Raw genomic sequence first — 22439 nt, 5'->3', positions numbered from 1 at the left:
CAACGCGCATGCCTGCCGTTAGAGGCCCTTGCCGGCCAGACGGAAGCGGGCATTTTTTCCGCGAGCCGCGGTTTTCTTTTCGACCGATCAGTCGCGCCGCATTTGCGCGATAGGCGCCTGCAGGAAAGCGATTTAAGTGGTGCCGCCAATGCCCGGAGCCTGTACTATACGAACCATTGCAGACGACCGGCAGCCAAGGTTCGATTATCCGGCGTGTAAATGTGACTTGCAGCGACTGGCTCGCAATGCACATGCCGGCAGGCCCGCCAAACTGCGCCATCCGAGACGCGCGAACAGCGTCCATAACGGCGACGGCAGGCGGTGACCGGAAGTAGCGACAAGAACCCATTGATCATGCGGACCCGCGGGCGAGACATCGCCCGGCATACCTTGGGCAGTCGCTTTGCGAAACGCCAGATCAACCGACCGACCGGTTGGTCTGAATGTTCGCGGCGGCGTGGGAAACACGTGAAGATATGAACAACTTTATTCGACCTCCCGTTTTTTATCCGTCCACGGTGGTTTTCGTCGACGACAACGACAGCTACCTCGACGCGCTTCGCCGGTTTTTTCCGGGCACTTACACGAACCTGTTTTTCACGCGGCCGCAAGCGGCCCTCAACTATATCCGCCAGCACGCGCGCGAGAATTCGCTCGAATTCGCGGCGGCTTCGGCGTGTCTGAGCGAGCCGGGCGTCGAGCGCTTCGTCGAGACCTCGGCGGAACGCGACATCGTCGCGCGGCCGTCGCGCTTCGAGGAAGTGGCGGCGGTCGTCGTCGACTACGACATGCCGGGCATCGGCGGCGTCGAATTTCTGTCGTCGATCTCGCATCTGCGTTGCGCGAAGGTGTTGCTCACCGGCGTCGCCGATGAAACTGTCGCGGTGAAAGCGTTCAACGCCGGCATCGTCGACCTGTACCTGCGCAAGACCGACGCGGACTCGGCCAATCGTCTCACCCATTTCCTGAAGGACGCGAAGAGCCGCCATTGCGGGGAGTCGGGCTGGCTCGCGCTCGGCGAAAACGGCATGACCTACTGCGATCCGCGTACGCGCAAGGTGATCGACGAAGTGGTGGCCGCGCAGGGCATCGTCGAGTATTACTGGCGGCCCGAGCAGAACGTGATCCTGATGTTCGACGCCGCCGGCAACCCGAGCGTGTTCGTCGCGTGGGCCGAGAACGACTGGATCTCGCAGGGCGAAATCGTCGCCGACGAGGGTGGTCCGTCCGACCTGCTGCGCCAGCTCGCCACGCGCGAGGTGATGCCGCTGTTCTGGCCGGACCTCGCGTATCGTTCCGGCATGAAGTTCCGGTCGCTGAAGCCCGAAAGCATTCCCGGCTGGGACGACGCGTTCTTCGGCTGGACCCGCATCGAGCCGGGCGAAGTCGGCCTCGATCTCGTCACGTTCGCGCAGTGGCGCGCTGACCGCAATCGCTGAGCCGCGGCAGCGCGACGGGCGCGGCGGTCGTGTCGCCGCGCTAATCGCGTGCCTGTTCGCCGAGAAAATCGCATACAGCCCTGTGCATCGCCTGCACGCCGGGGCTCGTTTCAAGCGCTCGCCAACATCCATGCACGAGCCCCGTGCCGATCAGCAGTCGGGCATCCCCACCAGCCTCGCGAATCCGCTCGACGAACACGCGCGCGTCGTCGCGTAGCGGGTCGTGCTCGGCGCCGATGGCAAGCGTCGGCGGCAGTCCGTCGAAGCGGGTTGCGGCGAGCGGGATCGTCCATGCGGGGCCGGGCGTGGGGTCGCCGTATTCTTCGTCTCGTTCTCCGCTGTTTCCCCCAACTGTGCTCCAGTACGCGTTGCGAAACTTATGCACGTCCGCGAGCGTCAGCATCGGCGCGTTGGCCTCGGTGTCGCGCGCGGGTAGTTGCGGCTCGGTGCCGAGCATCGGATATACCAGCGCGATGCCGCGCACCCCGCTGACGCCGTCGTCGCGCAAGCGCAGCGCGACGCTTGCCGCGAGCGTGCCGCCGGCGCTATCGCCGGCGAGTTGCAATCCGGCGTGGTCGGGCAGATCGAACGGCAGGCGGTTGTTCAACGCGGCAAGCGTGATTGCGAGGCAGTCGTCGTGCGCGGCCGGCGCGCGATGCTCGGGCGCGAGCCGGTAGTCGACCGCGATCACGTCGAGACCGGTGTCGGCGGCGAGGCGCGCGGTCACCATCTGATGACTGTTAAGCGAGCCGAGCACGAAACCGCCGCCATGAAAATACAGCACCGTGCCGCGGATCGTGCCGTGTTCGCTTGCTTTCGCTCGATGCCGGTAGAGTCGTAGCGGGATCGCGTGCCCCGCGTCGGTGCGAAAGTTCGCGTCCTGTGTGGTGAGTTCGCTGGGCAGTGGCGGCGTTAAAGTCGCGGCGTAGCGGTCATACAGATCACGCTGCTCGCGCGGCGTCATCGCCGCGTGATGCGACGGGTAGAGCGCACTCGCTCGTTCGATAAACGCGGCGATTTCCGGCTCAAGCATGGTCACTCCGTTCGGGTAGTGTTTCCCGCTGCGTTGCGCAGGGCAATGCGATCACACGTCCCGCGAAACGCGCCGGCGGCAATGCGGCATGGGCCTGCGCGAGTTCGTGTACGCGCGCCTTGACGTCCGGATCGAAAGCGACGCCACGCGGTCCGCTGGTATCGACGTGCAGCAGCATCTGCTCACCCGCGGCGACGGGGCCGCTGCGTTGGCTTTGCGTCGCGTCCAGCGCAAACATTTCGAAGTAGACGTGCATACGTTTCGCGTCGTAGCCGAGCACGCGCATGTCGACGCGCACCGGCGTGCCTTGTTTGATTTCATGCAGATAGTTGAGATGCGCTTCGAGCGTGTAGATCGATCGATGCCGCTCTTTGCGCACCGCATCGGGCAAGCCGATCAGATCGATCAACACATCCGTGGCGAGACTGAAGATCAGCAGGTAGAACGCGTCGCGCATGTGGCCGTTGTAATCGACCCATTCGGCGCGCACGCTGTCAAGGTAAGACGGCAGGGCAACGGGATGCGACATGAGCGTCTATCTCCTCGATCGGATGCGATGGCAGCAGCGCGTCGTTTGGCGTTATCAGTGTAGTTCATCGCGATGACGCCGCGCCGGAGCCAGGTGACCTCGAATTGTGGCCGCTATGGCAACAGTGAATTCATGGTTCAGGGCTTACTACGCGGCCTGACCGGCTCCTAAACTGACTTTGCCGCTGCCGATAGCCGATGGTCGCACGAGGCTCCGCGGCAACCGCATGAAGCCATCTCTGGAGGTTGGAAATCATGAAGTCCATCAAGTCGTTGATTCAAGCAGGGGTTATCGCCGCTCTGATTGCCGCGCCGTTCGCGGTGTTTGCGCAGTCGAATCAGGCCGATCAGCCGCTCCCGCGCGCACAGGTGCACGATTCGTCGAACGCGAACGTGATCGACTATCGGGCACCTATCCAGCCGGTCGAAGCAAAGCTCGCGGCGCAAAAGCAGGCTGCGCAGAATAGCGGGTACGGTGCGCCGTCGAATGGTTCGTCGCAGCGCAGCGGCCGGACCGAGTTCGCGCCGACTTCGTATTCCGTGCCGGTGGTGAACTACACGCGTTGACTACACTTCTTGAAATGCTCGAACTCGGGTCCGTCGCTCAGCATGACTTCGGCGATCGCACCGACCAGCCAAATTTCTGTCGTAGCCGCGGACTTTTGAAGAACGAAGCGTAACTGATGGCACTTAACTGCGTTCCGAGATGGCCGCGCCCCGACTTCCCATCAAATCCGTATCAACACCGCTCCGAGCGTCACGAGTACACATGCCACGATGCGTCGCTTGGTGAGCTTCTCGCGCATGAAGATGCAGCCGATCAACACCGCGAAGATCGAACTCAACTCGCGCAACGCGGAAACCATCGCGATCGGCAGATAGCGGTACGCCTCGATGATCAGGCAGTACGCGCCGAGCGCGATCACGCCCGACGCGATGCCTTTCACCACCAGCGCGCGGCCGATGAACAGCCCCTTCGCGCCGCCGCGCCAATGCCACGCAAACAGGAACTGCGGGATGTTCCAGATCAGATAGACCCACATGATGTAGCTGAGGCCATTGCCCGCGACGCGCGCGCCGACGCCGTCGACGACCGAGTACGTCGCGATGAATAGACCCGTCAGCAGCGCGAACGGCACGCTCTCGCCGGAAAAGCGCATGCCGCGCCGGAACGCGAGCGAGACGATGCCGCACGACACCAGCGCGACGCCGAGCGCGACGCGCGGATCAGCGCGAGCAGATAGCCCCATTCGAGCACCGCCGACGCAACGATATACGGCCACGCGGCCGGTGCCGGCAGCGGCAGCAAAAGCACGCCGATCGCGCTGACCGCGATATACGGCATCGCCATCATGCCGAGCAGCCAGATGCGATCTTCGGAGACATGCAAGAACGCGTTCCAGGTTGCGTGAAGCAGTGCGGAGAACAGCACCAGCAGGACGACAAAGGGTTCCATCGACAGCGGGATCGGACGAAGAGGCAAGGAAAGACCGCAGGGCGGTCGCGAGCCCGTGATTATTCCAGCAGAACGCTGGAATCGCGGAGTGGGTGACTTATGCGAAGGGCCTTTGTGTGGATGGAATCGGCGTTTTGCGGTGTGCAGCGGAAAGGTCGGCTGACGCGGCAAAAAAGAAACGGGCGAACCCGCAGTGCGCCTCGCCCGTTCCTGTTCGCTTCGAATTGACCGGTCCGTGTCCCGCGTACGAAGCAAGTCGTCCTCAGATCACCCGCTCACGCAACCACGCCGAGCCGAGATCGATCACCGTCACGACGAGGATCACCATGATCATCACGGCGGCCGTCTGCGCATAGTTGAACGAGCGGATCCCCTCGTACAACACGACGCCGATGCCGCCCGCGCCGACCATGCCGACCACCATCGCCGAGCGCACGTTCGACTCGAAGCGATACAGCGCGTACGAGATCCACAGCGGCAGCACTTGCGGCAGCACCGCATAGACGATTTCGTCGAGACGCGTCGCGCCGGTTGCGCGCACGCCTTCGGCCGGGCGCGGATCGATTGCCTCGACCGCTTCGGCGAACAGCTTGGCGAGCACGCCGGTCGTATGCACCCACAGCGCGAGCACGCCGGCGAACGGCCCGAGGCCGACCGCGACGATGAACAGCATCGCGAAAACCATCTCATTGATCGCGCGGCACGCATCCATCAGGCGGCGCACCGGTTGCACGACCCACTTTGGCGCGAGATTGTGCGCGGACATCAGGCCCAAAGGCACCGCGCAGACGAGCGATAGCGCGGTACCCCAGATCGCGACCGCCAGCGTCACGTACATCTCGTGCACGTAGGTGCGCCACTCGGTGAAGTCGGGCGGGAAGAAGTCCGCCGCGAACTGACCCATGTTGGCGGAGTCGCTGAGCAGATCCAGCGGACGCATGTCGGCGCCGTGCCACGCGCCGCCGAGCACCGCAAGCACCGCGATCCAGCCGAGCAAGGACCACCAACTGCGCTTGCGGGCACGATCTTTTGCTCGCGCCGCCTGCGCGGCGGCCGCTTCGCTCGCGTGCGCCGGCGACGTGATCAGATCGGCCGTATTCATTGCTTCGACTGTTCGCTGCTGAGCGCGCTCAGCTTCGCGTCGAGCGCGGCCAATTGCGTCTTGCGGTCGCTATCGGACAGATGCGTATCGTTCTCGATCTTCTGCTTCTGCTGGAACAGCACGATCTGGCGGATCGGCAGCAGTTGCTGATCCGAGGATGCCGAGAAGCCGCTGTATCCGGTGATGGCAGCCATCACCGCTTTCTCGTGCGGATCGGTCTTCGCGTAGTTCAGGAAGAATGTGCGCAGCTTGTCCTTCGTCGCTTGAGGCAGATCCTTGCGCCACACGAGCGGGTCCGACGGAATCAGCGGCGAGGTCCACAGCACGCGCACCTGCGCGTACTTGTCCGGGTGCTGTTGCTTCAGCGTGTCCATCATCTCGCTGTTGTTGGTCGCGATGTCGATCTTGTTGTTGACGACGGCCAGCAGATTCGCCTCATGGCTCGACGGCAGCACGCTCTTGAACGACGTATTGACCGGCGCGTTGTGCTTCGCGAACAGGTAGTAGCCCGGCACCAGCGTGCCCGACGTCGACTTCGGATCGCCGAAGCCGAGCGTCACGCTCTTCGTGTCCTTGAACACGTCGTCGAGTGTCTTGAAACGGCTGTTCACATTGGTGATCAGCAGCGAGTAGTAGCCACTTTGGCCGTCCGCGTGCTCGACTTTCGCAAATACTTCGCCATTCGAACGATCGACGGCTTCGATCGCCGATGCGTTGCCGAAATAGCCGACCTGCACCTTGTTGAAGCGCATGCCTTCGATGATGCCTGCGTAATCGGTCGCGAAGAATGCCTTCACGTCCAGGCCGGTCTGTTTCTTCATGTCTTCGATCAGCGGTTCCCAGCGTTGCTTGAGCACCGCCGACGAATCGGTCGAGATGATGCCGAGGTTGATGTCCTCGGCGTGGGCCGCGGCGACACAGGTGAAAGCGGCAGCGCCGGCCGCGAGCATGATCAGGGAGCGCAGGAGTTTCATCGGTTGAGGTCCGGTTGAGTGGATGGAGAGAAACAGGAGGGCGCGACAGCGTGCGCGGTTCAGTTCGACGGCGCGGTGTTCAGCGCGAACGCGTAGCGCGCGGCGGCAGGACCGGTTTCGGGCCGCGCAGGTGCGGCGTGAGTGTCGTCAGCGTCGTGGGGCGCGTCGTCGAGCAGTTCGCGCGCATCGTCGCCGTAGAGTTTCTTTAGCAGCGCCGGCGTCAGCGCATTGGAAGGGCCGTCGTAGACCACCTTGCCGCGACGCAGTGCGACCGTGCGCGGGCAGTACCGCATCGCGATGTCGACCTGATGCAGCGACACCAGCACCGTGATCCGATGCTCGACGTTCAGCGCTTGCAGCATGTCCATCACGCGGCGCGACGACTCGGGATCGAGCGAGGCGATCGGCTCGTCGGCGAGCACGATTTGCGCGCGCTGCACGAGCGCCCGCGCGAGCGCGGCACGTTGCTGCTGACCGCCCGACAGGTTCGCGGCCCGCTCGCGCGCGTGTTCGCCGATCCCGACTTCGTGCAGCGCAGCCAGCGACAGTGCGCGTTCCGCGCGCGGGAAGCGGCCGCAGAGACGCCGCCACCACGGCAGGCGCGCGAGCGCGCCGATCAGCACGTTGGTTTCGACCGACAGCCGGTTCACCAGGTTGAACTGCTGGAACACGAAGCCGATGTCGCGGCGAATGCTGCGCACTTCACGCACGATGCGGCCGTTCTGCTGGATCGGCCGGCCGAGAATCTCGATCTGCGACGGCTGCGCGTCCGACGCGGTAAACCCCGCGATATGCCGCAACAACGTCGATTTTCCCGAGCCCGACGCGCCGATCAGCGCGACCATTTCACCGGGCGCGACGCGCAGATCGATTTCGTCGAGCGCTTTGCGGCCGTTGTCGAACGTCTTGCTCAAACGTTCGATTCGAATAGCTTCACGAATCGCTTCCATCTGTATTCCCTCGATGCAACCGGACACTGCCGGCATGTGTGGGGCTCATTCTAGAAAGCGACTGTGACGGTTGAGTGAAGGCATCGCAACGTCTAGACGACTACATGTTTCTGTGTCGAATTTTCCCGCGGCGTCATGTGTCGTCGGGATGGCAGAACGAAGTCAGCTTGAAGTCGCTGATTTGAACGGAGAGTGACATACGGATGACATGATTTGCGTGCAGACGGGCGAACTCGTTCATGTTGACTCTTGGCGAGGCAACATTGCGTCGTTTGCCGTCGTGCTTAATGCTCCCGATACACGGGTCGCGCCGGCATGGCGACTCCTTTTGATTGGAGCTTTCACGGTCCCTTGCGCTCGACGCCAAGGAGCTTCCACGCCGGCGACTCTCACCGGACGACACGGCGCGAAGCGTGAACGACAGAGTGGCCGTTACGAATCCTTTCAACGAAGCACTGACCGGGTTCGATCCATGACGATAAGGGCGACTCAATGTCGCCATTTCTTTCATCCTGCGCCAGCAGGAATATGCAATAGAAATCGAGATACCGGACACAGTCGTAAATAGTTGTCAAAACGCCCCTATCCCGATTTAAGGCGGTTGACGGCTAAGCATCTTGGATGGTTTATTCGTCGGGTGTCCATCAACCTGAACCATAGCGCGTGGGACACTGGTGCCATTGTTACGCATGGTCGAGGTCTGATGGTCTGAGATCGACAATTAACCTATGGAGGTCCAATGTACGAAAGAATGCGCTCCGCAAAGGAGATCATTGAAGAAATGAAGGCTGGCTTTTCGGATATGTTCGAGGGATCAGATGGCCGGGAATGTCTTGGTTGTCGTATTGCATTCAAGATATACAAAGGATTTACTGATATGCCTCACGCAATGACGACGAACAAGAAAACCGGAGAGTGGATTTCGATTAATGCGATGAGGGCTCTCCCAACCGGTTACGACATGACGCGGGCTTTAGGGCAAGACGACGAATGCCGCTGTCGCAATCGATCTGCGGGCCCGTTCGATGAACAGTTCACGCTTCGCGATGTCAACGGATTGCCACTCGCGACACGGATTACACGATCGAGTGGCGAGGTTTCCTAACGCGCGGTGTCACTGATTCCATGGGACGTACGCAGCGGCACAAGACGAATGGCGCGCAAGCGTTGCGTATCTATCTTGGACACCGGGAGTCTGTCTAACAATTCTCAAGCGAAAATAACTCATACAACGGAGCAAATGTGACTGACCCGCTACACGAATGCATAACCAATACTAATCCAAATTCAAATGTCACTGTATATTCTTCGCGCTTGTGTAAGCCGTGGAAATTTTCCGCGCGGGGAACCGAGTTTCTTAAAGGCTGGGAACAGTTCAGCCCGACGAATACGATCAATAGAAAAATTCGGCTTCCACTGTTTCAATTTGAATACGATGCACTTGTGTGCTTTATGTACAACCTTCAGCATCATGGCGACAGTCTGCTCGATTTTGTTAATACTGGTGACTACAACAAAGTAGGTGATAGGATAAGGCAGTACGCGACGGTTAAGGGGAAACCACTTAGAGGGTTACTGCGGCGTCGGCACCGTGAGGCGGAAATGTTTGAGGCAGGGGTCTATGATTCATCGCACTAGCCTAATACTCGCGTTCATGATCGCTCCGATCATTGCGCCCGCTAAGACCGTGTATTCTGGAAAATTCGATTATCACTATTTCAAGTCACCGGATCAGTATTTTTCAGGTCATAGCGCCGCCGATGTGGCGCATATGTGTGACACTGGGGACCATGCAACCAATGACGACTTGGCGCAGTGTTCGCACCGCAAGTTCGATCATGCGGGTCGTGCACTCGATAAAATCCTGCGATCGGCGAAAATCAAGATTGGAAGCAATGACAGGTCACTTAAAGCAGAAGGCGAACCTTTAGCTCTACCTTACTTTTTGAAGTCACAAGACTCTTGGGCACAGTACCGCGATAACGAGTGCTACACCGAAACCTACATGATGGGTGAGGCTGCCGAGCGCTATATTTACTTTTGGGAGTGTATGGCAAATATCACTCAAGATAGAGTCAAGGAATTGCAGGAAGTATTAAAGGAATAGAGGGTGTTAGGCACTTTCAGTTGGACCTGGTATCCTGGTGTGATGACAGTACGCAAGCCATACCCGACTGATGTGACGGATGAAGAATGGAGCTTCGCCGCTTCGTACTTGATCTTTATGAACGAGGACGCACCGCAACGCCGATACGAACTTCGCGAAATGTTCAACGCGCTGCGCTGGATGGCGCGAGCCGGTGCGTCCTCGCGTATGCTGCCGACCAGCTTACCGCCGTGGGAACTGGTCTATCAGCAAACACAACGGTGGCTGAACGCGGGTTGTTTCGAGGCGATGGTCAGCGATTTGCGTTCGGTACTGCGTGTCGCCCAGGAGCGCCGGGGGCAACCCAGCGCGGTTATCCTGGATGGACGCACGTTGCAGTCCACGTGCGAAAGCGGCCCGCGTGCGGGCTACGATGGCTATAAGCGCAAGCGTGGCAGCAAGGTACACATGGCAGTCGATACGCTGGGCAATCTGTTGGCTGTGCACATTACGCCGGCCAACGAGCAGGAGCGAGCGCAGGTTGCCGAGCTCGCCCGCCAGGTTCAACGGGTAACAGGTCAGACAGTGAAGGTGGCATTCGCTGACCAAGGCTATACAGGTGAGGATGCGGCGCAGGCCGCGCGTGATGAAGGTATTGAACTGCAGGTCATCAAGCTGCCGGAGGCAAAAAAAGGCTTTGTCCTCCTGCCGCGTCGCTGGGTGGTCGAGCGCAGCTTTGGCTGGTTGAATCGGTTCCGGCGGCTTGCACGAGATTACGAGCGACTTCCGCAGACGCTTGCAGGGCTTCATTTCGTCGTCTTCGCAATGTTGATGCTCGTTCATGCTGCGCCGATTATCCAAAGTTGCTAACACCCTCTAACAAATACAGACCCGAATTCGTGTGTTGACGTGCATTGCAGTAGGCACGGCAAACCCTGGCGTCTTTCGAATGATGGATTGGCGTTTATGGCCGTGTGTGAAAGTGGCGTTTTGAACGGAACTTATAAGGGCTTGCCCGTTGTTGATGGGATGATCCTTAAAGTTTATGTTGATGGCAAGGTATATCCTACAGTTGGATTCGGGCATAAGGTTCTTCCCTCAGATCATCTGCACGTTGGCGATGTGATTTCAGTGGAGCGTGCGCGACAACTCGCAAAAACAAATTTTGAAGAATGTGAGTCGGCCATTAATCGCCGGATACGGGTTCCGTTGCTCCAGTACGAATATGATGCACTAGTAAGCATGGCTTTTAACGCCGGACCGGGACACGGAATTGCAGAGCTGGTTGACAAGGTCAACGCCTCAGAATACGGTAAATTACCGGCCTATATTCGCGCGTATCGCGCCCGAGGAATTGAATGGAGGCGTGCACTTGAAGCACGACTTTTTGAAACAGGAAATTATGATGCATAGCACGGGAAAGGCATTGTCATATAGACTTATCAAATGTTTTGTAGTAGTAGTGGCTTTGGGCGGCTTTCATTCAATATATGCCGACGAAGCTATAGATGATTCGAACTGTCTACAATATTTAGGCGGTGGTGGATTCGGAGACTTCGATTGTTACGAAGATCATGCCAGGAGCTTGGAGGCTGATAACAAGAAGGTTTCTAATGCATTTTTAGTCGCGCACGGCGTTTCCGGAACGAACAAGGTCGAATTGATCCGTTATATGCGATTGCAAGATGACGCTGTGAAAGCTTGCGATCTTGCGATTAAAATTGAATATCCGTCAGCAAAGGAAAGAGCAAAAAGAAATCACATAGAACTATATGATGTGATGGCGGCCCGTTGCCACTATTCAATTCGGAAGCAGCAAAACCAGTTCCTGCGCGACCTCGATTCGATCAAAACGGATTGAAGATCATATAGACGCACGTCAGCCATGCCCCCGCTTCGGCGGGGCTTTCATTGCGGGGGTGCGTCGTGGCAGATCGCGCGCCGTGTCACGCGACGAACGGCACCACCAGGACTGAGCATAGCCCACCTTGCCGATGAACTCGATGCGTGTCAGCACGAAGCCGTTCGGCCCCATATGGAGGTCCAATGTACGAAAGAATGCGCTCCGCAAAGGAGATCATTGAAGAAATGAAGGCTGGCTTTTCGGATATGTTCGAGGGATCAGATGGCCGGGAATGTCTTGGTTGTCGTATTGCATTCAAGATATACAAAGGATTTACTGATATGCCTCACGCAATGACGACGAACAAGAAAACCGGAGAGTGGATTTCGATTAATGCGATGAGGGCTCTCCCAACCGGTTACGACATGACGCGGGCTTTAGGGCAAGACGACGAATGCCGCTGTCGCAATCGATCTGCGGGCCCGTTCGATGAACAGTTCACGCTTCGCGATGTCAACGGATTGCCACTCGCGACACGGATTACACGATCGAGTGGCGAGGTTTCCTAACGCGCGGTGTCACTGATTCCATGGGACGTACGCAGCGGCACAAGACGAATGGCGCGCAAGCGTTGCGTTTCTATCTTGGACACCGGGAGTCTGTCTAACAATTCTCACGCGAAAATAACTCATACAACGGAGCAAACGTGACTGACCCGCTACATGAATGCATAATCAATACTGATCCAAATTCAAATGTCACTGTATATTCTTCGCGCTTGTGTAAGCCTGAAAGCTAACGGAGCAAAGGCATACCGATGAAATCCACCGTGATGCTGATGGCGGCTCTGGCCGCCATGTCGAGTAATGCTCACGCGGTCCGATCTTACGACAGCTACGATGCGTTCTATTCCGCCCAGCCGGGCGTGGTGTTTGGTGCCCCGGTCAAGCAACCTGCCGGGCCTCTCCACCTTTATTCAGATCTCGGGGGGCAGGGTAGTTACACGGAACTGAGATCCACTCTGGACGGAAGGGCTTTGCGAATCGAGGTTGCAGAGAATCGCATAACGGTCAATGGCAAAAGCTATCGCTTTGCGCGCGCAACGACGTTTCCGGATGAGTATGCAATAGACATTTATCCGGGCAACGCTCAGGTGTTCTTGGCGGGAGGGACGAGCAATCGTCCTCCGCTTCTGTGTATGGAAGGGTACGGCAGTGGTTCAGGCGAAGCCGACCGGCACCAGCAGATATTCCTTTTGGTGAATCCTCTAGCTCGTAAGCCGACATTCTTGCATCTGCCAAGTCTGCTTTCGTCATGTCTGGCTGTAGTGGCGACGAAGGACGGCAAGCTTGCCTTTCCGAAGAACAGTTACCTGTTCGATGATGCACAAGAATTCCGCGTTGGATTGTTAGTGTCGTACTACACGTTTGAGAATCAGCGCTTTGTCCCGGTACCGGCTCTAAATCAACTTCGGCTCAGATTTGCGCAGCCAGAGATACCGTTTCAATTTTCGGTCCAAGACAAGAACTAAGCGACCGACCATCTCTCCTCACGCCGGCTTACTTACAGAGCCGGTACCATGTCCAGAAAACCAAAGCGGTTCACCATCGTAGGATGCTCACATCATCTGCACGTGACAGTGTCTCTAACCGAGGCACGGCCCACCCATCGACGCGGCGCTACAGCTCGATCCTACGCAACTGCCGATCGGCTCGACGCTCCCGCCCACTGACACACAGCCAGGCTATAGTGCGTGTTTTCCGGCCGCCCTTAAAAATCCCGACACCCCGGTCACGCCGTCATGCCGACTCCTTTGAGCTTTCTTCCGGACAGTTTTGCCGAATATGAAGATCTCAAGTCAATCCTCGATCAGGGCAGGGCGAGCTTCGAAATCCGCGCGGTCTGCGAGACCGAGGTACGTGGCCGGCGCTTTTCCATCTACACCGCGAGCATCGGTTCATCCGATCCGCTCGCGCCGGCCATTGGCTTTTTCGGCGGCATTCACGGGCTCGAGCGAATCGGCTCGCAACTCGTGCTCGACTATATGCGCTCGCTGCTCGCTCGGCTCGAATGGGACGAACTTCTGGTGCGTGAATTGCAATCTATCCGGCTGATCTTTTTACCGATTGCGAATCCCGGTGGCATGTGGGCAGCGACGCGCGCCAATCCGCGCGGTGTCGATCTGATGCGCAACGCACCGCAAGACGCCGACGCGCGTGTGCCGCTGCTTGCGGGCGGCCAGCGCGTCGGCGCGTGGCTACCGTGGTATCGGGGCCGCGCGGGCGAGCCGATGGAGGTCGAGGCGGCCGCGCTGCTGCACGTGGTCGAAACGCAACTCGCCGCGCGGCCGCTGAGCATCGCGCTCGATTGCCATTCCGGCTACGGCTGGAGCGACAGCATCTGGTTTCCATACGCGCGAACCCGCCAGCAGATGCCGCATCTGCCAGAAATGTACATGCTGAAGAGCATGTTCGAACACGCGCATCCGCATCACGGCTACACGTTCGAGCCGCAAAGCCACCAGTATCTGCTGCACGGCGATCTGTGGGACTACGCGTACGACCGCACGCCGGTGCCGAACATCTTCCTGCCGATGACGCTCGAACTCGGCTCGTGGCTGTGGATCAAGAAGAACCCGCGCCAGTTGTTTTCCCGGCAAGGCATGTTCAATCCGGTCATGGAGCATCGCACCGCGCGCGTGCTGCGGCGCCATGCGAACCTGTTCGACTTTCTCGCGCGCGCGGCGTTTTCGTCGCAGCGCTGGCTGCCGCAAGGCAACCAGCGCGAGCAGTTGCTGCAACGCGCGCTCGACCACTGGTACAGGCCGGATCGCGAATGAGCACATGGGTCCTGCTGCGCGGACTGACGCGCGAAACGCGGCATTGGGGGCGCTTGCCGGCGGCGTTGCGTGAATCCCTGGGTCAGATCCCGGACCGCAGCTCGTGCGGTCAGACGACAACCGCCACCTCCAACGCAACGACCACGGCCGGCATACGTTTGCTGCTGCTCGATCTACCCGGCAACGGTGAATACGTGCGGCGGCGCGCGCCCGCGAGCGTCGCGGGCATCGTCGCCTTCGTGCGGCAGGCTGCGCTCGAATCGGGCGTGCCGGGCCCCTACAACATAATCGCGATGTCGCTCGGCGGCATGGTCGCGACCGACTGGGCACAGCGTCATCCCGGCGAAATCGAACGGCTCGTGCTGATCAATACGAGCATGCGGCCGTTCAGTCGCATGCACGAGCGGCTGCGGCCGTCGGCGTGGCCGGGTCTGCTCGGCGTCGCCGCCCACTGGGGCGATGCGGCCGATGCCGAGAGCGGCATCCATCGCCTCACCTGCAACAACCTCGACACCTTGGCCGCGGACCTCGCCGCTTGGACCACGATCCGTCGCAGCGCACCGGTGAGCCGCGCGAATGCGCTGCGGCAATTGTGGGCGGCTGCCCGCTTTAACGCGGCGCCCGCCGCGCCGGGGTGTGCCCTGCTGATTCTGTCGTCGGCGGCCGATGGGCTCGTCAACCCCGTCTGTTCCGGGAAGCTCGCGGCGGCGTGGGGCGCGCCGCATCGCGCGCATCCGTGGGCCGGCCACGATCTGCCGCACGACGATCCAGCGTGGACCGCCGCGCAGATTCGCGCGTGGCTCACTCAGCGCGCCGAGGACAGCGATGCGGCAGCGCCGGGACCCGCACCGGCCAAGCCCGCGCGTTGAGCCGCTCACGACATTGCCGCGCCGCAGCGACGCGCCCCCTTCCAACCCGACTGTGACGATTCTTCGACGAGCCGGCAGCGGGTATTACCTGACCGCGCGAAACGGACGCATCGCGCACGGCAGGCGCATAATTCCAAGTCAGACGTTGCCTGCGAATCACGCGATACTCACCATTGCCGCCAGCCAGGGGAGTCGATCATGCAAGCAAAGAACGAAGAAGCCGTCACGCACCTGCTGAACGATGTCGTCGAATTTGCGCGGGGGCGGTTGCCGGAACCGACCTTCAATATCGTCGAACCCTTCCTGCGGCATTACTACGATTTTGTCGACGCCGGCGATCTGCAAAGCCGCTCGATCGCCGATCTGTACGGCGCGGCGCTCGCCCACTGGCAGACCGCGCAGCGCTTCGTGCCGGGCGAGCAGCGGTTGCGCGTATATAACCCGATCCTCGAACAGCATGGCTGGCATTCCGATCACACGGTGATCGAGATCGTCAACGACGACATGCCGTTCCTCGTCGATTCGGTCTCGATGACGGTCAACCGCCATCGGCTCGCGCTGCATTCGGTCGTGCATCCGGTGTTTCGGATCTGGCGCGCGGCGGACGGCAGCATCGCGCGCGTGAGCCAGGGCGCCGAAGAAGCCGGCGATACGCGCTCGCATCTGACCTCGTGCATCCATTTCGAAGTCGATCGTTGTGGCGATGCCGCAAAACTCGACGCGTTGCGCGACGATATCGCCCGGGTGCTCGGCGACGTGCGCGCGGCGGTCGAGGACTGGCCGAAGATCATCGAACGCGCGAAGCAGACGATTCAGGATATGAAGGCGCGCGAGACCGGTCCCGAGGGCGTCGAAGCGCGCGCGTTCGTCGAATGGATGGTCGCCGATCATTTCACGTTTCTCGGCCAGCGGGATTATGAACTGGTGCAGCACGACGGCGGCTATGGTTTGCGGGCGGTGGCGGGCTCCGGTCTCGGCATTCTGCGCGATGCGCAGGGCACGGGCGGCGCGGCGGAAGTCACGCCGTTGCCGCCGGCGGCCGCGGAGATCATCACGGGCTCGTCGCCGATCTTTCTGACCAAGGCCAATTCGCGCGCCACGGTGCATCGGCCCGGCTATCTCGACTATGTCGGCATCAAGCTGAGCGGCGCCGATGGCAAGGTGACGGGCGAACGTCGCTTCATCGGCCTGTATACGTCGACCGCTTATTTCGTGTCGGCCGCCGAGATTCCGATCGTGCGGCGCAAGTGCGCGAATATCGTCCGACGCGCCGCATTCCTGCCGAAAGGTCATCTGGCGAAATCGCTGGTCACGGTGCTCGAAACCTATCCGCGCGACGAACTGTTCCAGGCCGACGAAGACCAGCTTTACGACACCACCCTCGGCGTGCTGCGTTTGCAGGAACATCAACGCACGCGGCTGTTCGTGCGGCGCGATCGCTTCGATCGCTTCGTGTCGTGCCTCGTGTTCGTGTCGCGCGACAAGTACAACACCGATCTGCGGCAACGCATCGCGAACCTGCTCGCCGACGCATTCAATGGCGAGAACGTCGAATTCACGCCGTTGCTGTCGGAGTCGACGCTCGCGCGAATTCATTTCGTCGTCCATGCCAAAGAGGGCGGCATGCCGAGCGTCGATACGCGCGAGCTCGAAGCGCGCCTCGTGCAGGTCGCGCGACGCTGGCAGGACGATCTGGCCGACGCATTGCTCGACGCGTTCGGCGAAGAACAAGGCAACCGCTTGTTGCAGCACTACACTGATTCGTTTCCGGCCGGCTACCGCGACGACTATCCGGCGCGCACGGCGGTGCGCGATATCGAACTGATCGAGCGCGTGCAGGGCAGCGAGCGGCTCGCAATGAATCTGTACAGGCCGATCGAATCCGGACCGCGCGCGTTCCGCTTCAAGGTGTATCGCGCAGGCATGCCGATCGCGCTGTCGCGCAGCTTGCCGATGCTCGAACATCTGGGCGTGCGCGTCGACGAAGAGCGGCCTTATCTGATCGAGGCGCCGGGCGCGATGCCCGCGTGGATTCACGACTTCGGCCTCGAACTCGCGGACGATGCCGAGTTCGACATCGAGCGGGTCAAGGATCTGTTCGAGCAGGCGTTCGAGCAGGTATGGACCGGCACGATCGAAAGCGACGACTTCAACCGGCTCGTGTTGCGTGCGCAGCTCAATGCGCGCGAGGTGACGATTCTGCGCGCGTACGCGAAGTACTTGCGCCAGGTCGGTTCGACGTTCAGCGACGCGTATATCGAACGCGCGGTGACCGGCAATCCGGCGATTGCGCGCATGCTCGTCGATCTGTTCGTCGCGCGCTTCGATCCGGCGCTCGGCGCGGTACGCGAGGCGCGCGTCAACGCCTGTCTGGAGTCGATCGACAGCGCGCTCGACCAGGTGCCGAATCTCGACGAAGACCGCATCCTGCGGCAGTTCCTCGGCGTGATCAAGGCGACCAAGCGCACCAACTACTACCGCCATGATGCTCAGGGGCAACCGAAGCCGTACCTGTCGTTCAAGTTCGATCCCGCGCAGGTGCCCGGCCTGCCCGAGCCGAAGCCGATGTTCGAGATCTGGGTCTATTCGCCGCGCGTCGAGGGCGTGCATTTGCGCGGCGGGCGCGTCGCGCGCGGCGGCTTGCGCTGGTCGGATCGGCGCGAGGATTTCCGCACGGAAGTGCTCGGCCTGATGAAGGCGCAGATGGTGAAGAACGTCGTGATCGTGCCGGTCGGCTCGAAGGGCGGCTTCGTCGTCAAGAATCCGCCGCCGCAGAGCGAGCGCGATGCGTGGATGCGCGAAGGCGTCGCGTGCTATCAGACCTTCCTGCGCGGCCTGCTCGACGTAACCGACAATCTGGCGGCCACCGACGTCGTGCCACCGCCTGACGTGGTGCGTCACGATCCCGACGACCCGTATCTGGTCGTCGCCGCCGACAAGGGCACGGCCACGTTCTCCGACTACGCGAATGCAATCTCGCAGGAATACGGTTTCTGGCTCGACGACGCGTTCGCGTCGGGCGGCTCGGTCGGCTACGACCACAAGAAGATGGGCATCACCGCGCGCGGCGCGTGGGAGTCGGTCAAGCGGCACTTCCGCGAAATGGGCGTCGACACGCAGAGCCAGGACTTCACGGTGGTCGGTGTCGGCGATATGTCAGGCGACGTGTTCGGCAACGGCATGCTGCTGTCGCCGCATATCAAGCTGCTCGCCGCGTTCGATCACCGCCATATCTTCCTCGATCCGAATCCCGATCCCGCCGCGAGCATGGCCGAGCGCGCGCGGCTCTTCATGCTCGACCGCTCAAGCTGGGCCGATTACGATCCGTCGCTGATCTCGGCGGGCGGCGGCGTGTTCCCGCGCAGCGCGAAGACGATTCCGCTGTCGCCGGCGGTGCAGGCGGCGCTCGGCACCAGCGCGGCGGCGCTGTCGCCGGCCGAGCTGATGCGCGTGATTCTGCAGGCGCCGGTCGATCTGCTTTATAACGGCGGCATCGGCACCTACGTGAAGGCGAGCCGCGAAACCAACCAGCAAGCGGGCGATCGCGCGAACGACGCGATCCGCGTGAACGGTGCCGACCTGCGCTGCAAGGTCGTGGCCGAGGGCGGCAATCTCGGCTTGACGCAACTCGGCCGCATCGAGTTCGCGCAGCACGGCGGCCGCATCAATACCGATGCGATCGATAATTCGGCCGGTGTCGATTGCTCGGATCACGAGGTCAACATCAAGATTCTGCTGGGCCTCGTTGTCGCCGATGGCGAGATGACGGAGAAACAGCGCAATGCACTACTTGCGGAAATGACCGATGAAGTCGGTCTGCTCGTGCTGACGGACAACTACTACCAGACGCAGGCTTTGTCGATCGCGGGCCGCTTCGGCGTCGAGCTGCTCGATGCCGAAACCCGTTTGATGCGCTATCTGGAAAAGGCTGGGCGGCTCAATCGCGTGATCGAGTTTCTGCCCACCGACGAAGATGTCGCCGAGCGCGCAGCCGCGAAACAGGGGCTGACGACACCCGAGCGTGCGGTGCTGCTCGCGTACAGCAAGATGTGGCTCTACGACGCGCTGCTCGAATCGTCGATGCCGGAGGACCCGCTCGTCAGCGACATGTTGATCGAGTACTTTCCGAAGCCGCTGCGGCAGCGTTTCCGCGAACCGATGCAGCGCCATCCGCTGCGCCGTGAAATCCTCGCGACGCATTTGACCAATGCGCTCGTGAATCGGGTCGGCTGCGAGTTCGTGCATCGGCTGATGGAGGAGACCGATGCACAGCCCGGCGACATCGTGCGTGCCTGCATCATGGCGCGCGACGTGTTCGATCTCGATCAGATCTGGCGCAGCATCGACGCGCTCGACAACCGCGTCGCCGACGACGTGCAGGCACGCATGTTCGCGGAGGTCGCGCGGCTCGTCGAACGTTCGGCGCTGTGGTTCCTGCGGCATCTGCAAACGGGCGCGGCCAACGGCGACGTGACCGGCCTGCTCGCGCGCTGTCGCGATGCCGCGCAGCGTCTCGCCCCGCAATGGCCAGCGCTGTTGCCGGCCGCCGATCTCGAAGCGTTGTCGGAGCGGCAGCGGGCGTTCGTCGATGCGGGTGTCGATGGCGATCTCGCGGTGCGGATCGCGAGCGGCGAGGTGTCGGCCGCGCTACTCGATATCGCCGAAGTCGCGTCGACGTGCGAGCGCAATCTAGAACAGGTCGCGGGCGTCTACTTCGCGCTTGGCACGCTGCTGAACTACAGCTGGATCAGCGAGCGCGCCGCTTCATTGCCGGCGCCGACGCATTGGGACATGCTCGCGCGCGCATCGGCGCTTGCCGAACTCGCCCGCCTCAAGCGCGCGCTGACCACGAGCGCATTGGCTGGCGCGACCGATGCGTCGACGCCCGATTCGCTGGTGCAAACGTGGCGCGAGAAACGCGCGGCGCAGCTCGAGCGTTATACGCGTCTGCTGACCGATTTGCGTGCGACGGGTGGCGCGAGTCTTTCGGTGCTGCTGGTGGTCGTGCGGGAGATGGCCGCGCTCGAGCGGGCGTGAGCCGCGCGGATGGTGGAAAGGGCGCTTGGGGTACTGGCGGCACGGCGACGCATCAGGTCCGATTCCTGCGGCCGGGTGTGTCGTTGTCATCCATAATACCGAGTGCTTGCCGACCACTTCGGTCGTGCCATACCCGACAATACCCGACAATACCCAGCCCACTCACGGACGCCCGCCCGCAGATGAAAGAAGAATCGCCGAAAGCTATTTTCTACGCACTCGCCGCCAACCTCGGCATCGCCGTCTGCAAGTTCGTCGCGGCGTCGTTCACCGGCTCCGGCTCGATGTTCGCCGAAGCGATTCACTCCACCGCCGACTGCGGCAATCAACTGCTGCTGCTTTTCGGGCTGCGCGAGGCGCGCAAACCGGTGAGCCCTTTGCATCCGATGGGCAGCGGCCGAGAAATCAACTTCTATTCGCTGCTGGTTGCGTTGCTGCTGTTTTTCGTCGGCGGCGCGTTTTCCGTGTACGAGGGCGTGCATCGGCTGATTGCGCGCGAGCCGTTGCAGTATGCGTTCGTTGCGTTGGCGGTGCTCGGTGTATCGGTGGTGCTCGAAGCGCTATCGCTGTGGGGCGCGATCAAGGAGATTCGCAAGACGTATCCGGACAAAAATCTGTGGCAGTGGTTTCGCGAGACGCGCGAATCGGATCTGCTGGTCGTGGCCGGCGAAGATATCGCCGCGCTCTTCGGTCTCGCGATCGCCTTCGTCGCGGTGCTATTGACGATGATGACCGGCGATCCCGTGTATGACGCGCTCGGCTCGGTCGGAGTCGGCCTTTTGCTGATGACGATCGCGTGGCTCGTCGCGCGTGAAGTGAAGTCGATGATCGTCGGTGAATCGGCGAGCCCGGAAGTGCGCAGCGCCATCGACGCGCATCTGCGCGCGCGTCCGGAGATTCGCAGCATCATCAACATGATCACGCTGCAGTGGGGGCGTCACGTGGTGGTGGCGGTGCAGGCGGAAATGATCGACTATGCGAGCGGCCGCGCGATGGTTGATGCGATCAATCTTATCGAGGCCGACTTGCAGGCCGCGTTTCCTCAGGTGCGCTGGGTGTTCTTCGAACCGGACGTGCCGCGTAGTTAATGAAGAGGAAGCGAAACGGCCTGCGCTGCAAGCGCGGGCCATTCCGCCTGTGTTAACAGGATCCCTGTACGCGTCAAAGCGCTTATTTGAACCCCGCCACCGCATGCGGCACATACAGTTCCTCGAGCCGGTGAATCTCTTCACCGCTGAGCTTCAACGACAGCGCTGCGACCGCATCGTCGAGATGGTGCAGCTTGGTCGCACCGACGATCGGCGCGGTAATCGGTTTCTTCTGCAGCACCCACGCTAGCGCAACCTGCGCGCGCGGCACGCCGCGCTCTTTCGCGATCTCGCTGACCCGCTCGACGATACGCCGATCCGCTTCCTGCGTCTGCGCGTACAGCGTGCGGCCGAACTCATCGGTTTCAGAGCGCGCGCTCTCGGTGTCCCAGTCGCGCGTCAAGCGTCCGCGTGCAAGCGGGCTCCACGGAATCACGCCGATGCCTTCGCTCTCGCACAGCGGCAGCATTTCGCGCTCTTCCTCGCGATACAGCAGATTCACGTAGTTCTGCATCGTCACGAAGCGGGTCCAGCCATTGCGGTCGGCCACCTGCAGCGCCTTGGCAAACTGCCATGCGTACATCGACGACGCGCCGATGTAGCGCGCCTTGCCGGCCTTTACGACGTCGTGCAGCGCTTCCATCGTTTCTTCGATCGGCGTGCCGTAGTCCCAGCGATGGATTTGATACAGGTCGACATAGTCAGTACCGAGCCGCCGCAGGCTGTGATCGATCTCCGCCATGATTGCCTTGCGCGACAGCCCTGCGCCATTCGGGCCCGGATGCATGCGGCTATTGACCTTGGTGGCGAGCACGATCTCATCGCGCTTCGCAAAGTCCTTCAGCGCACGGCCGACGATTTCCTCGCTGGTGCCGTCCGAATAGACGTTGGCGGTATCGAAGAAGTTGATGCCGTGATCGAGCGCCTGCTTGATGAATGGCCGCGCGGCTTCGTCGTCGAGCGTCCAGGTATGCGTGCCGCGCGAGGGCACGCCATAACTCATACAGCCGAGACAGAGACGCGATACATCGAGGCCGGTGCGGCCGAGTTTCACATAATCCATCGTGTTGCTCTCCTATGGTGAAGCGCACAAACCCGCTGCGAGGGAAGGACCTTTGATTATAGGGAAACGACGGCAAGCGCGTCGTTGCCGGAAAAAGTCTGCGAAAGGTGTGGATTTGATGAAGCGTTGGAC

Annotated in this window: 20 protein-coding genes and 1 pseudogene; 14 read left to right on the top strand and 7 right to left on the bottom strand. The window is 61.0% G+C overall.

The genetic code is table 11. The features are described from left to right. Positions 1-476 precede the first annotated feature (476 nt). The gene (locus BC1002_RS22085) at positions 477-1439 is read left to right on the top strand and encodes a response regulator (RefSeq protein ID WP_018434186.1); all 963 of its coding nucleotides are present in this window, start codon (positions 477-479) and stop codon (positions 1437-1439) included. A 40-nt stretch (positions 1440-1479) separates the two neighbouring features. On the opposite strand, the gene BC1002_RS22080 is transcribed toward BC1002_RS22085, so the two are convergent. Continuing rightward, positions 1480-2472, bottom strand: coding sequence for an alpha/beta hydrolase (locus BC1002_RS22080; protein ID WP_013092210.1), 993 nt, complete (start codon positions 2470-2472; stop codon positions 1480-1482). Next, on the bottom strand, positions 2465-3001 hold the full coding sequence (locus BC1002_RS22075) for a thioesterase family protein (RefSeq protein WP_013092209.1): 537 nt from the start codon (positions 2999-3001) through the stop codon (positions 2465-2467). Before BC1002_RS22075 ends, BC1002_RS22080 begins: the two co-directional genes overlap by 8 nt. A gap of 254 nt (positions 3002-3255) precedes the next feature. On the opposite strand from BC1002_RS22075, the gene BC1002_RS22070 reads away from it, so the two are divergent. Further along, entirely contained in the window at positions 3256-3567 is a 312-nt protein-coding gene (locus BC1002_RS22070) for a hypothetical protein (RefSeq protein ID WP_013092208.1), read from the top strand. Between the two features lie 161 nt (positions 3568-3728). On the opposite strand, the pseudogene BC1002_RS22065 reads toward BC1002_RS22070, so the two are convergent. The 4 genes and pseudogenes from BC1002_RS22065 to phnC all read right to left on the bottom strand — a co-directional run bounded on the left by BC1002_RS22065 (position 3729) and on the right by phnC (position 7482). Further along, positions 3729-4456, bottom strand: a pseudogene (locus BC1002_RS22065) (EamA family transporter). Positions 4457-4718: 262 nt separating this feature from the next. Further along, positions 4719-5558: a phosphonate ABC transporter, permease protein PhnE gene (gene phnE, locus BC1002_RS22060; RefSeq protein ID WP_013092207.1), complete on the bottom strand. Its 840-nt coding sequence runs from the start codon at positions 5556-5558 to the stop codon at positions 4719-4721. Beyond that, entirely contained in the window at positions 5555-6532 is a 978-nt protein-coding gene (phnD, locus tag BC1002_RS22055; RefSeq protein ID WP_013092206.1) for a phosphonate ABC transporter substrate-binding protein, read from the bottom strand. The genes phnE and phnD overlap by 4 nt, the downstream gene beginning before the upstream one ends. Positions 6533-6591: 59 nt before the next feature. Beyond that, positions 6592-7482, bottom strand: coding sequence for a phosphonate ABC transporter ATP-binding protein (phnC, locus tag BC1002_RS22050; protein WP_013092205.1), 891 nt, complete (start codon positions 7480-7482; stop codon positions 6592-6594). A 739-nt stretch (positions 7483-8221) separates the two neighbouring features. On the opposite strand from phnC, the gene BC1002_RS22045 reads away from it, so the two are divergent. From BC1002_RS22045 to BC1002_RS22005, 12 genes are all read left to right on the top strand, one after another. Next, positions 8222-8587, top strand: coding sequence for a hypothetical protein (locus BC1002_RS22045; protein ID WP_013092203.1), 366 nt, complete (start codon positions 8222-8224; stop codon positions 8585-8587). A 137-nt stretch (positions 8588-8724) separates the two neighbouring features. Continuing rightward, positions 8725-9120: a glycoside hydrolase family protein gene (locus tag BC1002_RS39575; RefSeq protein WP_083788721.1), complete on the top strand. Its 396-nt coding sequence runs from the start codon at positions 8725-8727 to the stop codon at positions 9118-9120. 16 nt (positions 9121-9136) lie between these two features. After that, positions 9137-9589 carry a lysozyme inhibitor LprI family protein gene (locus BC1002_RS22040; RefSeq protein WP_238537948.1) on the top strand — a complete coding sequence of 151 codons (453 nt, stop codon included), beginning with the start codon at positions 9137-9139 and terminating at the stop codon, positions 9587-9589. A 42-nt stretch (positions 9590-9631) separates the two neighbouring features. Then, positions 9632-10438, top strand: a complete 807-nt coding sequence (locus BC1002_RS22035) for an IS5 family transposase (protein WP_041735061.1) — start codon at positions 9632-9634, stop codon at positions 10436-10438. Positions 10439-10534: 96 nt separating this feature from the next. Continuing rightward, positions 10535-10981: a lysozyme gene (locus BC1002_RS36560; RefSeq protein ID WP_083788720.1), complete on the top strand. Its 447-nt coding sequence runs from the start codon at positions 10535-10537 to the stop codon at positions 10979-10981. Further along, positions 10941-11429, top strand: a complete 489-nt coding sequence (locus tag BC1002_RS37855) for a hypothetical protein (RefSeq protein ID WP_157874731.1) — start codon at positions 10941-10943, stop codon at positions 11427-11429. Before BC1002_RS36560 ends, BC1002_RS37855 begins: the two co-directional genes overlap by 41 nt. Positions 11430-11614: 185 nt before the next feature. After that, positions 11615-11980 carry a hypothetical protein gene (locus BC1002_RS36550; RefSeq protein WP_013092203.1) on the top strand — a complete coding sequence of 122 codons (366 nt, stop codon included), beginning with the start codon at positions 11615-11617 and terminating at the stop codon, positions 11978-11980. 248 nt (positions 11981-12228) lie between these two features. Then, positions 12229-12942 (top strand): hypothetical protein, encoded by a 714-nt coding sequence (locus BC1002_RS22025; protein WP_013092199.1) that lies wholly within the window; start codon positions 12229-12231, stop codon positions 12940-12942. Between the two features lie 270 nt (positions 12943-13212). Next, positions 13213-14250: a M14 family zinc carboxypeptidase gene (locus BC1002_RS22020; RefSeq protein ID WP_013092198.1), complete on the top strand. Its 1038-nt coding sequence runs from the start codon at positions 13213-13215 to the stop codon at positions 14248-14250. Then, a complete protein-coding gene (locus BC1002_RS22015) occupies positions 14247-15119 on the top strand; it encodes an alpha/beta fold hydrolase (RefSeq protein ID WP_013092197.1) in 873 nt (290 codons plus the stop codon). The genes BC1002_RS22020 and BC1002_RS22015 overlap by 4 nt, the downstream gene beginning before the upstream one ends. 198 nt (positions 15120-15317) lie before the next feature. After that, positions 15318-20156 carry an NAD-glutamate dehydrogenase gene (locus tag BC1002_RS22010; RefSeq protein ID WP_013092196.1) on the top strand — a complete coding sequence of 1613 codons (4839 nt, stop codon included), beginning with the start codon at positions 15318-15320 and terminating at the stop codon, positions 20154-20156. Positions 20157-20338: 182 nt separating this feature from the next. Next, on the top strand, positions 20339-21244 hold the full coding sequence (locus BC1002_RS22005; protein ID WP_013092195.1) for a cation diffusion facilitator family transporter: 906 nt from the start codon (positions 20339-20341) through the stop codon (positions 21242-21244). An 82-nt stretch (positions 21245-21326) separates the two neighbouring features. On the opposite strand, the gene BC1002_RS22000 is transcribed toward BC1002_RS22005, so the two are convergent. After that, positions 21327-22307 (bottom strand): aldo/keto reductase, encoded by a 981-nt coding sequence (locus BC1002_RS22000; protein ID WP_013092194.1) that lies wholly within the window; start codon positions 22305-22307, stop codon positions 21327-21329. Between the last annotated feature and the right edge of the window lie 132 nt (positions 22308-22439).

The sequence above is a fragment of the Paraburkholderia atlantica genome (genome assembly GCF_000092885.1).
Lineage (GTDB): Bacteria > Pseudomonadota > Gammaproteobacteria > Burkholderiales > Burkholderiaceae > Paraburkholderia > Paraburkholderia atlantica.
The sequence above is the reverse complement of the archived record's forward strand: the minus strand, read 5'-3'. Positions and strand labels throughout refer to the sequence as shown.